This window comes from Streptomyces sp. AMJ-169, from assembly GCF_055597585.1.
This window is the reverse complement of record NZ_JBVLTJ010000003.1, coordinates 34,161-47,439: the sequence shown is the minus strand read 5'-3', so window position 1 is coordinate 47,439 and position 13,279 is coordinate 34,161. Positions and strand designations below refer to the sequence as shown.

At 72.4% G+C, this 13,279-nt stretch carries 14 protein-coding genes; 2 read left to right on the top strand and 12 right to left on the bottom strand.

What is annotated here, in order from left to right; translation table 11 throughout:
• Positions 1-212 precede the first annotated feature (212 nt).
• The 3 genes from ACYUD3_RS08575 to ACYUD3_RS08565 all read right to left on the bottom strand — a co-directional run bounded on the left by ACYUD3_RS08575 (position 213) and on the right by ACYUD3_RS08565 (position 2,364).
• Positions 213-1,067, bottom strand: a complete 855-nt coding sequence (locus ACYUD3_RS08575) for a thioesterase domain-containing protein (protein WP_470966205.1) — start codon at positions 1,065-1,067, stop codon at positions 213-215.
• Positions 1,051-1,317, bottom strand: a complete 267-nt coding sequence (locus ACYUD3_RS08570) for an acyl carrier protein (RefSeq protein ID WP_470966202.1) — start codon at positions 1,315-1,317, stop codon at positions 1,051-1,053. Before ACYUD3_RS08570 ends, ACYUD3_RS08575 begins: the two co-directional genes overlap by 17 nt.
• Before the next feature lie 258 nt (positions 1,318-1,575).
• Positions 1,576-2,364 carry an AraC family transcriptional regulator gene (locus ACYUD3_RS08565; protein WP_470966200.1) on the bottom strand — a complete coding sequence of 263 codons (789 nt, stop codon included), beginning with the start codon at positions 2,362-2,364 and terminating at the stop codon, positions 1,576-1,578.
• A gap of 274 nt (positions 2,365-2,638) precedes the next feature.
• Between ACYUD3_RS08565 and ACYUD3_RS08560 the strand changes: the two genes are divergently transcribed.
• Both ACYUD3_RS08560 and ACYUD3_RS08555 read left to right on the top strand, forming a co-directional pair.
• Positions 2,639-3,430: an IclR family transcriptional regulator gene (locus ACYUD3_RS08560; protein ID WP_470966197.1), complete on the top strand. Its 792-nt coding sequence runs from the start codon at positions 2,639-2,641 to the stop codon at positions 3,428-3,430.
• A 204-nt stretch (positions 3,431-3,634) separates the two neighbouring features.
• Positions 3,635-4,180, top strand: coding sequence for a cysteine hydrolase family protein (locus tag ACYUD3_RS08555; RefSeq protein WP_470966195.1), 546 nt, complete (start codon positions 3,635-3,637; stop codon positions 4,178-4,180).
• 51 nt (positions 4,181-4,231) lie between these two features.
• Here ACYUD3_RS08555 and ACYUD3_RS08550 read toward each other — a convergent pair whose 3' ends face one another.
• From ACYUD3_RS08550 to ACYUD3_RS08510, 9 genes are read right to left on the bottom strand one after another with little or no spacing between them, the layout of a single operon-like run.
• On the bottom strand, positions 4,232-5,629 hold the full coding sequence (locus ACYUD3_RS08550) for an FAD-binding oxidoreductase (RefSeq protein WP_470966192.1): 1,398 nt from the start codon (positions 5,627-5,629) through the stop codon (positions 4,232-4,234).
• Positions 5,626-6,747 (bottom strand): acyl-CoA dehydrogenase family protein, encoded by a 1,122-nt coding sequence (locus ACYUD3_RS08545; RefSeq protein WP_470966189.1) that lies wholly within the window; start codon positions 6,745-6,747, stop codon positions 5,626-5,628. Before ACYUD3_RS08545 ends, ACYUD3_RS08550 begins: the two co-directional genes overlap by 4 nt.
• Positions 6,744-7,739, bottom strand: a complete 996-nt coding sequence (locus ACYUD3_RS08540; RefSeq protein ID WP_470966187.1) for an ABC transporter substrate-binding protein — start codon at positions 7,737-7,739, stop codon at positions 6,744-6,746. Before ACYUD3_RS08540 ends, ACYUD3_RS08545 begins: the two co-directional genes overlap by 4 nt.
• Before the next feature lie 38 nt (positions 7,740-7,777).
• A complete protein-coding gene (locus ACYUD3_RS08535) occupies positions 7,778-8,878 on the bottom strand; it encodes an LLM class flavin-dependent oxidoreductase (RefSeq protein ID WP_470966184.1) in 1,101 nt (366 codons plus the stop codon).
• Between the two features lie 26 nt (positions 8,879-8,904).
• Entirely contained in the window at positions 8,905-9,864 is a 960-nt protein-coding gene (locus ACYUD3_RS08530; protein ID WP_470966181.1) for an ABC transporter substrate-binding protein, read from the bottom strand.
• Entirely contained in the window at positions 9,861-10,574 is a 714-nt protein-coding gene (locus ACYUD3_RS08525) for an ABC transporter ATP-binding protein (protein WP_470966178.1), read from the bottom strand. Before ACYUD3_RS08525 ends, ACYUD3_RS08530 begins: the two co-directional genes overlap by 4 nt.
• Positions 10,575-10,576: 2 nt before the next feature.
• The gene (locus ACYUD3_RS08520; protein WP_470966176.1) at positions 10,577-11,425 is read right to left on the bottom strand and encodes an ABC transporter permease; all 849 of its coding nucleotides are present in this window, start codon (positions 11,423-11,425) and stop codon (positions 10,577-10,579) included.
• On the bottom strand, positions 11,422-12,264 hold the full coding sequence (locus ACYUD3_RS08515) for a sulfurtransferase (RefSeq protein WP_470966174.1): 843 nt from the start codon (positions 12,262-12,264) through the stop codon (positions 11,422-11,424). Before ACYUD3_RS08515 ends, ACYUD3_RS08520 begins: the two co-directional genes overlap by 4 nt.
• The gene (locus tag ACYUD3_RS08510; RefSeq protein ID WP_470966172.1) at positions 12,261-12,959 is read right to left on the bottom strand and encodes an alpha/beta hydrolase; all 699 of its coding nucleotides are present in this window, start codon (positions 12,957-12,959) and stop codon (positions 12,261-12,263) included. Before ACYUD3_RS08510 ends, ACYUD3_RS08515 begins: the two co-directional genes overlap by 4 nt.
• Positions 12,960-13,279: the final 320 nt, after the last annotated feature.

The following is a 13,279-nucleotide window of genomic DNA, read 5'->3' as shown; positions in this document are numbered from 1 at the left end:
GCGTCGGGGCGGCCAGGGGGACGGCGTCCCGTCGTCCGGCGGATGAGGGCAGGGCGGCGCACCGCTCGTACGGTGCGGGACGTCCCGGACGCGGGCATGGCTCAGCGGCGCGTGGCGGGGCGTGTCGCGTCGGCGCGCGCGGGCAAGGGGGGACGGCGCCCTGACGCGCGGGACGTGATGAGGTCGAGCTGGAGGAAGGGGGAGAGGGGTGCTCAGCCGGCCGACAGGACGGCCGCGGTCAGCCCGAGGGCGTCGGGGCGGCTGAGCATCGTGTAGTGGTCGCCGGGGGCGAGGTGCACGGTCAGCCCGTGCGGGGCGAGCGGCAGCCAGCCCAGGGTGTCGTCGGCGGGGACCAGGCTCCGCTCGGCCTTGACCAGTACCACCGGCAGCGGGGCCGGCCGGGCCTGGTGCGGGGCGGTGAGCCGGTTGTTGCGCAGCAGGCCGTCGACGTAGGTGTCGTACAGCTTGCGCAGTCCCGGGAGCGAGGTGTCCGGGAGGAGGGCGCCGGCGGCGGTGGCGGCCTCCAGGACGACGGGCAGGCCCTCGTCGGTGCCGGCGCCGTCGAGCGCGCCGGGCGGCAGCGCCACGTCCCGGCCCCGCTTGGCACCGAGGTACATGGCGAACCAGTCGAGCAGCAGGGCGGGTTGAAGTGCGTCGTCGGGCTGTTTGTACTCCTCGGTGGGGGCGATGCTGTCGAGGACGACGAGCCGCTGCGGGCGCCGGCCCGGGGGCAGCGCGTGGGTCATGGCGAGGGCGAGGACCCCGCCGAAGGACCAGCCGGCCAGCGCGTAGGGGCCGTCCGGCTCGCCCATCGCGGCCAGCAGCCCGGCGGCGAGGGCGTCGAGGGTGGTCGCCGCGCGGCCCCCGGTCAGGGCCGCTTCGGCGTAGGCGGGGACCGCGCCCAGGTCGAGGACGGTCAGTCCGTCGCCCTCGGGGAGCGCCGCCGCGAGCCCGCGGTGGACCCGCGCGGGCAGCGCCCCGGGGTGCACGACGTACACCGTGCGTCCCCCAGGCGCGGCCGGTCTCAGCTCCAGCGCGACCGGGGGTGCCTCACGCGGCGGTCGCACGCTGCGCACTCTCCTCGGCCAGGTATCCGGCGAGGTCCTTGACCGTGGGGTGGTACCAGAGGGTCGTGGTGCTCAGCTCGAAGCCGAGCCAGTTCTCCAACTCGCCGGCCAGGATGAGGGCTTCGGTCGAGTCGAGGTCGAGTTCGTCGAAGTACACCTCGGGCGAGACCTCCGCGGTCGCCACGCCAAGACGGTGCGCGATCTTCTCGATGAGCCAGGACTCGGCCTCGGGAGCGGTCACTGCGGCCATGTTGGTCGTCCTTCCCTGGGGGGTACGCCGACGCGTGGCGATGAGCGGATCGCCGGCGCGGGTGGATGGGGGGAGTGGCAATACGTGGGGCTGTGCTCTCAGACGGTCACCCGGAGCACGCAGGGCACAGTCTTGCCAGCTTTCGGAATCCGGAACAACCAGTCTTCCGAGGAGTGGAAAGAAATCCGGGTTGACGGGCGTAGACCCCGCCGAAAGCGAAGTGACCAGCAGGTTAAGGAGCCGGTCACTCCGCTCACGTCAGGGCTGGTTGCCCCTCTTGGCCTCACGCCGGAAGGCGCCCGGCGTCATATTGATCCGGCGGGTGAAGAACTTGCCGAAGTTCGTCACCTCGGAGAATCCGAGCTGCCGCGCGATCGCGCTGATCGGCAGATCGGTGTGCACCAGCAGCCGGCGCGCCTCCAGGGCCACGCGGGCGTCGATGAGGTCCTTCGTGGAGGTCCCGGCGATCGCCCGGCAGGCCCGCGCGAGAGCCCGCGGCGAACAGCTCAGCGCGGCGGCGTAGTCCTCCACCAGCCGCGTCGAGCGGTACGAGCGGTCCAGCTCGCGGCGGAACCTGAGGAACAGCTCGCCGTTCTCGCCGGTGAAGGCCATCCGGTCGCGGTGGCGCAGCCGGCACATCTGGTCGATGTGCAGCAGGACGACGGCCAGCAGATGCTTCAGCAGCTCCTCGCCGAGACCCTGGTCGGGCCGGTCGAACTCCTCCCCCATGAGATCGAGCACCCGGCTGAACGCCGAGAGCTCGTCGTCGTAGAGATGCCAGTGCGAAGGGCGCAGCACATCGTCGAGCATCCCCATGTGCGCGCTCATCTGGAGCGGGAACGACTCCGTGAACATGATGATGCGGGCGTCCAGTTCGGGGTCCATCTTGAACTGGATGACCTGGTTCGGGCGGGTCCACAGCAGGGTTCCCGGCCGGCAGGTGACCCCGTGCGAGTCCAGGCAGAAGGTGCCTGAGCCCGCCGTGACCAGCAGGATCTGATGGAAGTCGAGTCGGTGGGGGGCGGCGAGGAACCCCAGGTCACCCATACCGCGCAACTTACGCAGATCCGTCATCGCGATACCGAGACCGGGCCGGCAGACGGGGGAGTAGGGGACGACGGGTATCGGTAACGAAGCGAAATCGACCATGGACGTTCCGGAATCGACCTTTCACTGGCCACTTGAGGCTTCAATCATAGAGGTGGTCGCCCGATGCCAGATCACTTCTGGTACACACACGTGTCACTTGGTGCACACACGTGTCAGCACGCACGCCACAGCAAGCACCAATCGTCATGAAGGTGAAGGGAATCTGAACGGGATGACCACTCCCCACTCCGCCGCACCGGAGCGCTCGGTCGTCGACCGGACGCTGAGCATCCTCGCCGCCTTCGACCGGGACAACCGGACCCTGTCGCTCAGCGACCTCAGCCGCCGCTCGGGCCTGCCCGTGGCCACGGTGCACCGCATCGTCAACAAACTCAGCGGCTGGGGCGCCCTGGAGCGCTCCGCCGACGGCGGCTACAGCATCGGCCTGCGCCTGTGGGAGACCGGAGCCCTGGCGCCGCGCTCCGCGACCCTGGCCGAACTCGCCCACCCCCACCTGGTCGGGCTGCACGGACAGACGTCCGCCGCCGCCATGATCGCCATCAAGGACGGCACCGAGAGCGTCTGCCTCGTCGTCGTCTCCGACGACCCCGACTTCAGCGGCGCCGGCGGCGACGGGGGCCGCCGGGTACCGCTGCACGCGTCGGCGGTCGGACTCGTGCTCCTCGCGCACGCGGGGGAGAGCGTCCAGAGCGAGATCTGCTCCGGGCCCCTGCGCGCCTACACCGCCGCCACGGTGACCGACGGCACGGCGCTGCGCCGCTGCCTGGTGAAGGTGCGGCGCGACGGCCACGCCGTCGCCCACGGCACCTTCACCCAGGGCTACAGCGGGTTCTCGGTGCCCGTGCGCGACGCGCGCGGGATGGTCGTCGCCGCCGTCGGACTGGTCGGCAACGCCGAGGCCGTGCAGCCCGCGCGCGTGGCGCCGCACGTCCACGCCGCCGCCGCGGCGATCGCCCGCGGACTGCGCGCCGACCCTCCGCGCACGGCGGAACTCGGCGCCTGAGGCGACGGGTCCCGAGACCGCACCGTGGGGAAGGTCATGGCTCCCCGCGGTGCGGTCCGGGTCCCGGCCGGGTAGGACACAGTCCCGGGCCGTGACAAGCCCCCACCCGGCAGACAGGTCGACGAGGATGACGGACCCCCTTGGCAGAAACGCTTCAGCGCTTGTGGCGGGGACACCCGGCCTCGGCACACAGGAGGCCGCCGCATGACCCACCTCGCCGTCATCGACATGCAACACGTCTTCGCCGACCCCACCAGCCCCTGGGTGGCCCCCCGCTACCACCAGGCCGCCAAGGCCGTACGACGCCTGCTGCCGGCCTTCGCCGACGACGTCACCTTCACCCGGTTCGTCGCCCCCGCCGTCCCCGCCGGCGCCTGGCGGGCCTACTACACCCGCTGGCCGTTCGCCCTCCAGCCGCCCGACGCCGCCCTGTGGCAGCTGACGGACGGCTTCGACGAGCGCACCCCCCACGTCCTGGACACCCCCGGCTTCGGCAAGTGGAGCCCCGAACTCGCCCGACGCGTCGCCCCGCACGGGCGGCTGGTCCTCGCCGGGGTCACCACCGACGGCAGCGTGCTGTCCACGGCGCTGGCCGCCGTCGACGCGGGCGTCGAGGTCCTGGTGGCGGCGGACGCCTGCGCCGGCACGAACGACACCTCGCACGCGAAGGCGCTGGAGGCGATGGACGGGTACCAGCCGCTGATCAAGGTGACGACGGTGACGGGGGTGCTGACGCTGCTGGGGAGCTGAGGGAGCCGGCCGGCAGGGCTTCAGAAGCCGCTCAGCGGCCTCACAGGAGCCTCACAGGCCCTTCCCGGGGTTCAGGATGCCCGTGGGGTCGAACGCCGCCTTCAGGCGCCTGTGGAGGGCGTACGCGGCCGGCCCCAGCTCCTCCGCGACCCACTGCCGCTTCAGCACCCCCACGCCGTGCTCCCCGGTGAGCGTCCCGCCCAGCCGCAGCGCCAGCGCGAAGATCTCCCCGGCCGCCTCCCACGCCGCGTCCGGCAGCCGCTCCAGCGCCGGGTCCACGACGACGATCGGATGCAGATTGCCGTCGGCGGCGTGGGCGAGCGTGAACACCGGCACACCGTGGCGCGCCGAGATCGCCCGGATCTCCCGGGCCGCCTCCGCCAGCCGCGACCTCGGCACCGCGATGTCCTCGATCAGCGGCCGCCCCAGCCGCTCCAGCGCGGGCAGCGCCTGCCTGCGCGCCGCCAGCAGCGCCTCCGCCTCCACGGGGTCCTCGGTGGTCTCGACGGACACCGCGAGCGGCGCGAGCACCCCGGTCACCGCCGCCGCCTCCACCCCGGCCCCCGCCCCGTCGCACTGCACCACCAGCAACGCCTCCCCCCGCGCGCGCAGGTCCGGATCGATCGCCTCCAGCACCGGCCCGTCCAGCAGCTCCGCGAGCGCGGGCACCACCCCCGCGCGCGCGATGGCGTACGACGCCCGCGCCGCCGCCTCGAACGACGCGAAGTACGCCGCCACCGTCGCCGAGGCCACCGGCACCGGCCGCAGCCGCACCGTCGCCGACGTGATCACCGCCAGTGTCCCCTCCGAACCCGTCAGCAGCGCCGTCAGGTCGTACCCGGTGACCCCCTTGACCGTACGGCGGCCCGTGCGCACGACCGTCCCGTCGGCCAGGACCGCCTCCAGGCCCAGCACGCTGTCCCGGGTCACCCCGTATTTCGCGCACCGCAGCCCGCCCGCGTTCGTCGCGATGTTCCCGCCGATCGTCGACCAGGCGGCGCTCGCCGGGTCGGGCGCGTACCGCAGACCGTGCGCGAGCGCCGCCCGGTCCAGGTCGGCCGTCACCACCCCCGCCTCCACGACGGCCAGTTGGTCGTCCGCGTCGAGTTCGACGATCCGGTCCATGCCCGACAGGTCGAGCACCAGCGAACCCTCACCCGCCGACGCGCCCCCCGAAAGACCCGTACCGGCGCCCCGGGGGACGACCGGCACACCCAGTGCGTGCGCGTGCCGCAGCACCGCGCTCACGTCCCGTGTCCGCCGCGCGTGGACCACCGCCAGCGGCAGACCGTCCGGGCGCGTCCCCGAACGGTCGACGGAACGCTCCGCCAGCGCGCGCGGGTCGGTGTCCAGCTGGTCCGGCGGCAGGTCCCGCGCGAGGAGCCCGAGCAACTGGGCCTGGGGTTCCCGGGCCTGAGACTCCCGGGCCTGGGGTTCCCTGGCCGTCACAGCCCCAGCGCCTTCCCGCCGACCGCCAGCAGCGCCACGTCCTCCTGCGGCGCGTGCACCGGCGCGCACTGCACGTCCCGGAAGTGCCGCTCCAGCGGATTGCCCCGGGCGAGCCCCGGATTCCCCAGCAGCCGCACCGCGAGCCCCACCGCCCGCACCGCGTGCCGGTCGGCCAGCACCCGCGCACCCAGAGCCTCCTCCGGGCGGTACGACGCGTCCTGCGCGTCCAGCCGCGCGGCCCCGCCGAACACCAGCCCCTCCGCCCCGGCCAGCAGCACTTCGATCTCCCCCGCCGCCCGCCGGAAACGTTCCGTACGGGCCACCGGATGCCCCAGGTTGGCCGGCACGCGCGCGTGGGCGAACGTCCGGAAGAACTCCTGCGCCGCCCGCGCCACCCCCAAGTACAGCGCCGCCAGCGGCAGATGCAGCGCGGCCCCCGCGCGGTTGTCCTGCTCGGCACCGGGACCGTGCGGCCCAAGACCGATGACCTGGTCGTACGGCACCTCGACCCCCTGGAACGTCACATCGTGACTCCCGCTCGCCCGCAGCCCCAGCTGATCCCAGCGCCCGGTCACCTCGATCCCCGGGGAGCCGCCCGGCACCAGGAACGTCCCCACGCGCGGCTCGGCCTCGTCGGTCGTCGCCCACACCAGGAACCAGTCCAGGCCGTCCGCGCCGGTCACGAACCGTTTCGTCCCCTCGATCGCCCACCCGCCGGCCGTGCGCCGCGCGCGGGTCGACGGCAGGCCCCCGCGCGCGGGGGAACCCAACTCGGGCTCCACGCGCGCGTGGTTGATGTGCACCGGTCGTATGAACGACTCGGTCACCACGCGCGCGTACAGCTCGTCCGGCCAGTGCGGCTGCGCCGCCTGGCGCGCGTGGGTGGCCAGGGTCATCGCCGCGATCAGCGCCACCGACGGGTCCAGCCGGCCCAGGTGGTGCAGGATCCGCGCGGACTCCTCCACACCGGCGCCCGGGCCGTCGTAGCGCTCGCCTATGGTCGCCGTCAGCAGGCCCGCCTCATGGGCCACGCGCAGGGACTCGGCGGGGAACGCGCCCGAGCGGTCGTGCTCGGGGGCCAGTTCGGCGATGCGGACGGTCTTCTCGGCGGCGCTCACAGGGCCTTCTCCAGGTCGGTGTCGAGGTCGGTCGTCCAGAACGACTTCACGTCCAGCCGGGACGGGATCGCGCCCAGCTCCGTGAAGACGTCCGCGACCTTCTGCTGGGAGGCGACCGCCGCGTCGTCGACCGTACGGGCCTTCGTCGGCCGCTGCTTCTGCTGCGCCACCAGGTCCGCCTGGGCCTGCGCGAGCGGCTGGTGGGTGGCGGCGGAGACGACCTTCGCGAACGCGGCCTCCCGGCCGGCACGGATGTACGCGTACGCCTTCGTGATCCGCGCGATCAGGTCGGCGGCCGCCTCCTTCTGCGCCGCGCTCTTCAGGACGCTGTCGCGCGCCGACCACAGGAAGTTCCCCGACAGGATGTCCGCCCCCGAACCGATCGTCCGCGCGCCCTGCTGATGCGCGGTGATGACCGACGTCCCGTATGAGGCGAACGCGTCGATGGAACCGCCGTTCAGCGCCGCCAGCCCGTCATTGGGCAGCAGTGGCTTGGCCTCGATGTCCGTCCACTTCAGCCCCGCCCGTTTCAGCAGCTCGTACAGGAAGTAGTGCGCGGTGGTGTTCTTGACGTACCCGACGGTTTTGCCCTTCAGCCCGGCGATGTCCGTGACCTTGGAGTCCTTGGGGACGACGACCTCCTGGTTGAGCGTGGCGCCCTCCTGCACGGCGACCACCTTGAAGTTGGGTTTGCCGTCGGCGGTGGCGAAGACGGGCGGGATCTCGCTGGAGGCGGCGAGGTCGAGGGCGCCCGCGCGGACGGCCTCCAACTGCTTGTCACCGCCCTGGAACACGCTCCACTTCACGCGGTAGGGCGTGTCGTCGAGGTGCGCGAACTTCAAGGCGGCCTCCTCGACCTTCCAGCCGGTCGCGCCGACGCGCAGGGTGACGTCCTTGGGCGAGTCGGCCTGGGCGTCGCCCCCGCAGGCCGCCAGGAAGGGCAGCAGCAGGGCGACGGCGGCGGCCGGGAAAAGGGCACGGCGAAGCAACACGGGGTCTCCATAAGGGTGTTCGTGACCGGGGGAGGGGATCAGGCGGCCTGGGCGCCGGCCGCGCGGTGCGCCAGCTCCTGCCGCACCAGGGGCAGGACGTGCCGCGCGTAGTCGATCGCGTCGTTCAGCGGGTCGTAGCCCCGGATCGACAGCAGGTCGCACCCGATGTCCACGTAGTCCAGCAACGCCTTCGCGACCGTCTCCGGCGACCCCACCAGCGCCGTGGAGGCCCCCGCCGCGTTGGTCGCCACCGCCGGCGCGGTCCACAGGCACCGGTCGTGCACCTCGCCCCGCCCCGCGATGTCCAGCAGCCGCTGCGAACCCACGTTCGCGGGCCGTCCGTCGGTGCGGTAGTGCCGCAGCAACTCGGTGTTCCGGGCCTGGTCCTTGAGCGCCCCCAGCGTCAAGTGCGCCTTCTCCCACGCCAGTTCGTCCGTGGCCGCGATGATCGGACGGAACGACACCCAGATCCGCGGCCGTTGCCGCCCGGCCGCGTCGGCCACCGCGTTGACGGCGGCGATCTGCTCCGCCGTCTCCTTCAGCGGCTCGCCCCACAGCCCGAAGATGTCCCCCTGCTGCCCGCCGACCCGGTACGCGTCCTGCGAGGACCCGCCCACCGAGACCGGCACGAGCCCGTGCACCGGCTTGACGTCGGAATGGTAGCCCTCGAAACGGAAGTACTTGCCCTCGTGCGAGACGGGCCCGTCGGACTCCCACACCTTGCGCAGGATCTGGATGTACTCGTCCGAACGCTCGTACCGCTCCGCCTTGTTGAGGTAATCACCCTCCCGGCGCTGCTCCTCCTCGCTGCCCCCGGAGATGATGTGCAGCGTCAGCCGCCCCCCGCTGAGCCGGTCCAGCGTGGCCAGCGCCCGCGAGGCGTGCGTCGGGAAAATAACGCCCGGCCGGTGCGCCAGGATCGGCCGCACCCGCTCGGTGTGCGTGGCGACGAACTGGGCGATCTGGAAGGCGTCCGGGGACGCGGAGTGATAGGCGACGAGCGTGTGGTCGAAACCGCCGTCGTCCAACGCCCGGGCGTAGCGTCGCAGATACGACACGTCCAGTCCCGTACGGCTGGCCGCGGCGGGCCCCGAGGCCCCGGCGTCGGTGTGGACGGCGCTGATGAACTCGACCGGCATGGTGGTCAACTCCCTTTTCGGATAGGTCACTTGAGGACGGAGGTGTCGGCCGCCGCAGCCACGTCGACGTTGGGTTCCAGGACCCCGATCCCGTTCATGAGGTCGGCCACCCCCTGCACGGCCCTGTCGATCTCCGGTGTCACCGGCAGGACTTGGCTGTACGCGGCGGAGGCGAGCGTCCTGGCGACCGACGCGTCGGCGCCGTTGCGCGACTCGATGGCCTGCGCGTACGCGTCCTGATGAGTGCTGGTCCACTTCAGGGCCGTACCGAGCCGCTTCAGGAAGTCGCCCAGGGCGGCCTTCTTGCCGGAGTCCGCGAGGGCCTTCTCGGAGGCGCCGATGAAGCCGTACCCGCTGACCCGCCCGTCCCCGCCGTCGACCAGCAGCCGGCCGCCCTGCTCCAGGCCGACCGCCTGATACACCCCGAACGTCGCCCAGGCCTTGATCTTCCCGGAAGCGAACGCGGCCTGCGCGTCGGTCGGCAGCAGATACTGCACCTGCACGTCCGCGTACTTAAGCCCGGCCTGCTGAAGGGCGTTGGCCAGCAGATACTCCGCGATGCTGCCCTTCGCGGACGACACCACGACCTTCTGGCCCTTGAGATCCTCCATACGCGCGATCCCCGAGTCCTTGCGGACGACGATCCCGACGTGCCGGCCGTCGTTCTTCAGCGCGGCCACGTTCTTGAACTTCACGCCCCCGCTGAGGGCTTGCAGCGCGGGCAGGTCGGCGGAGAAGGTCGTGTCGGCGGCGCCCGCCTGCACGGCCTGGAACAGCGGCGCCGCGCCCTCGAACTCGGCCCACTTCACCTTGTACCCGGCGCCCTTGAGCGCGTCCGACGCGGCGACGATCGTCTGAAGTGTCTTGGCCTGGTCGCCGATGGTGAGCGTCACCTGGCCGTCTTTCGCCGAGGCGGCGCCGCCGCAGCCCGTCAGCGACAGCAGGGCGGTGAGGCTCAGCGCGGCGGCGGCGAGTCTGCGGATCACGAGAGGGTTCCTTCCAGAGTGCGGGTCACGCCGAGCCAGCCCAGCAACTGGGCGCGCTGGGACACGAATTGAGGGGCGGTCAGGTCACGCGGGCGGGGCAGGGTGACGGTCAGTTCGTGCGCGATACGGCCCTCGTCCATGACGAGAATCCGGTCGGCGAGCAGCAGCGCCTCCTCGACGTCGTGCGTGACCAGGAGGATCGCGCAGCCGTGCGAACGCCACAGCTCGGCGACCAACTGCTGCACCTTGCCGCGCGTCAGCGCGTCCAGCGCCCCGAACGGCTCGTCCAGCAAAAGGAGTTCGGGCTCCCGCACCAGCGCCCGGGCCAGCGAGACCCGCTGCGCCTGACCGCCGGAGAGCGTCTTCGGCCACACGTCGGCCCGGTCCGCGATCCCCACCTCGTCGAGCGCCCGAAGCGCCGACTCCCGGTCGGCGCCCGGAAGGCCGAGGACGACGTTGCGCCACACCTTCAGCCACGGCAGCAAACGCGGCGACTGGAACGCGGCACTGCGCCGCAGCGGCACCGTCACCTCGCCGCCGATTCTCTCGTCGAGCCCCGCGAGAATCCGCAGCAGCGTCGACTTGCCGCACCCGCTGTGCCCGAGCAGCGCCACGAACTCCCCGTCCCGGATGTCCAGTTCGAGTTCGTGCAGCACCGTCCGCCCGTCGAAGGCCCGCGAAAGCCCCCGTGTCTCCACGCTGTTGCCCATCTCTACGCCTCCCCCTCGAAGTTGGCCCGCCAGGACAGCAGCCGCCGCGACAGCACCCGCACGGCGAAGTCGCACACCAGGCCGAGCAGCGCGTACACGACGAGGCAGAGCACGATGACGTCGGTACGGAAGTACTGCTGCGCGTTGCTCATCAGATAGCCGAGCCCCGCGTCCGCGTTGACCTGCTCGGCGAAGACCAGCGCGAGCCACGCCGTCGACAGGGCGTACCGGAGCCCCACGAGAGCACCGGGCAGCGCGCTCGGCAGGATCACGTACCGGATCAGCCCCAGCCGCCCCAGCCCCATCATCCGCGCCGCCTCGACGAGCCCCGCGTCCGTGGAGCGGATGCCGCCGTAGATGTTGAAGTACAGGGGATACGTCACCCCGAGCGCGACCAGCGCGACCTTCGGGGTCTCCTCGATCCCGAACCACACGATGAACAGCGGGATCAGACCCACCCACGGGATCGCCCGGAACATGCCCATCGAGGAGTCGATGACGTCCTCGCCGAGCCGGAACAGCCCGGCCGTCAGCGCCAGCGCGACCGCGATCACGGCCCCGATCAGGAACCCGGTCGCCGCCCGCCGCCCCGACGCCGCGATGGCACCGGGCAGTTCACCGCTCTTCGTCAGCTCGACGGCCTGCTTCAGGACGTCGACCGGCGAGGCCAGCACCGACTCCGGCAGCAGCCCGGTCGCCGAGGTCACGAACCACAGCAGCACGAGCCCGAGCGGACCCGCCGAACGCCGCACGGAACGCGGCACGTCGAACCGCCGCGCCGCTTTCGCCGTCCCGCGCAGGGTGACCCGTCCCGCGGCCTTCGCCGGCGCCGCCACGGTCTGGGCCGTCATGACGTCCCCCCGCCGGCCGCCGCCGGACGCTCCGGATCGGCCGACCACGCCGACCAGGACCCGGGGAACAGCGCCGCCTCGAACCCGGCGATCTCCAGCGCCGCGATCTGATGCGCGGCCGTCACCCCGGAACCGCAGTACACCCCGATCGGTACGCCGCTTTCGGCGCCCTTCTCCGCGAACCGCTCCCGCAGCTCCCCGGCCGGACGGAACCGCCCGTCCGCCGTGAGGTTCTCCCCGGTCGGCGCCGACACGGCCCCCGGGATGTGCCCGGCCCGCGCATCCACCGGCTCGGCCTCACCCCGGTACCGCTCACCGGCCCGCGCGTCCAACAGCAGCCCGTCGGCGGCGAGTTGACCGGCGCCGTCCGCGTCGACGACGGCCAGCGCGCCCGCCTTGAGGACGACGTCCCCGGGCGCCGGAGCCTGCGGCACCCCCGACTCCAGCGGCAGCCCGGCGGCCTTCCAGGCGCCCAACGCCCCGTCCAGCAAAGACACTTCGGAGAGACCGGCATAACGCAGCAGCCACCAGGCCCGCGCCGCCGCCGTGTTGCCGAGGTCGTCGTACACGACGACCGGGGTGCCCGCCGAGATGCCCCAACTGCGGGCCGCCGTCTGCAAGTCGGCGAGGCCGGGCAGGGGATGCCGGCCGGCCTCGGGGCTCGGGGGCGCCGCCAGTTCGGTGTCGAGGTCGACGTAGACCGCGCCCGGGACATGCCCGTCGGCGTAGTGGTCACGGCCGTGCGGATCGCCCAGCGCCCAGCGGACGTCGAGCACAACGGGCGGGCGGGAGGAGGCGAGTCGGGCCGACAGCTGCGTCGCGGTGATCGTCACACTCATGCCGACTCCTCGGCGATCAGGGGGAGTTCACGGGGTGCCGGGGACTCGGCGGACAGCCGCAGGCGCTCCAGGAAGAGGACGACCGTCGCGGCGACCGTGCGGTGCAGGGCGTCGTTGAGGACGTCGTGCCGGCCGCCCCGGAACGTCACCAGCCGCACCGGATGATCCGCGTACACGGCACGGGCCGCCGGCAGCGGGCTGATCGCGTCGTCGGCGCCGTGCAGCGCGAGCACCGGCACCGTCACGAGGTCCAGGCGCGGCAGATCGGCCGGGGCCGCGAGGGCGCCCCGGCGGAACGCTGCGTCGTCCGTCAGCCGGCCCCGGTGCGTCGGGCACCCGGTGCGCTCCTCGGCCTCCTCCTCCCAACTCGCCGCCTCCCAGGGGCCGTTGGGGAGACCGGCCAGGATCAGCGCGTCGGCGCCGGCGGCGAGCCGGACGGCGTACGCGGCGCCCGTGTCGGAGCCGACCAGGACCTTCGGGCCGGGCAGCGACTCGTCGGCGAGCAGCTTGGCGGCCTCGTCGAGGACGCCAGGGTCGGCCGAGGCGTCGCCCAGGGCGCGCACCCGGTAGGCGTCGAAGGCGAGCCGGCGGCCGAACCGCTCGTACACACCGCCGTGTTCACCGCGCCCGGCCAGCACGATCAAGGTGCCGCGCGGCGCGAGACCTTCGGGCTCGTCCCAGGAGAAAGAGGGCATGAGTGGACCGCTTCCGTGAAGAGAAAGAGAAAAAAAGGGGGGAATGTCCCGGAGAGGGCAGGCCTCAGCGGCTGTCACACGTCAGCAGGAAAGGAAAGGGACCGACGCGTACAGCTGGACCGCGGAAAAGCGGAAGAAAGGGGGAAGCCGGATGTTCAGCGACAGCGCGCGCTGCACGCCACGCCGAAGTCGATGACTCGGCGCTGCGTCAGAAAGGCAGCGGAAGCGGTCGTGTGCAGCATGGACCCATCATGACCGGAGGTGACCGAAGACGTCCAACGACGATTCGATATCGAAACCGATCAGCTATCGAGATCGAT

Excerpts from the sequence above, each read along its gene's own strand:
- ACYUD3_RS08570 (WP_470966202.1), bottom strand. The coding sequence starts at position 1,317 with ATGGCCGCAGTGACCGCTCCCGAGGCCGAGTCCTGGCTCATCGAGAAG.
- ACYUD3_RS08565 (WP_470966200.1), bottom strand. The coding sequence starts at position 2,364 with ATGGGTGACCTGGGGTTCCTCGCCGCCCCCCACCGACTCGACTTCCAT.
- ACYUD3_RS08560 (WP_470966197.1), top strand. The coding sequence starts at position 2,639 with ATGACCACTCCCCACTCCGCCGCACCGGAGCGCTCGGTCGTCGACCGG.
- ACYUD3_RS08555 (WP_470966195.1), top strand. The coding sequence starts at position 3,635 with ATGACCCACCTCGCCGTCATCGACATGCAACACGTCTTCGCCGACCCC.
- ACYUD3_RS08535 (WP_470966184.1), bottom strand. The coding sequence starts at position 8,878 with ATGCCGGTCGAGTTCATCAGCGCCGTCCACACCGACGCCGGGGCCTCG.
- ACYUD3_RS08525 (WP_470966178.1), bottom strand. The coding sequence starts at position 10,574 with ATGGGCAACAGCGTGGAGACACGGGGGCTTTCGCGGGCCTTCGACGGG.
- ACYUD3_RS08520 (WP_470966176.1), bottom strand. The coding sequence starts at position 11,425 with ATGACGGCCCAGACCGTGGCGGCGCCGGCGAAGGCCGCGGGACGGGTC.
- ACYUD3_RS08515 (WP_470966174.1), bottom strand. The coding sequence starts at position 12,264 with ATGAGTGTGACGATCACCGCGACGCAGCTGTCGGCCCGACTCGCCTCC.
- ACYUD3_RS08510 (WP_470966172.1), bottom strand. The coding sequence starts at position 12,959 with ATGCCCTCTTTCTCCTGGGACGAGCCCGAAGGTCTCGCGCCGCGCGGC.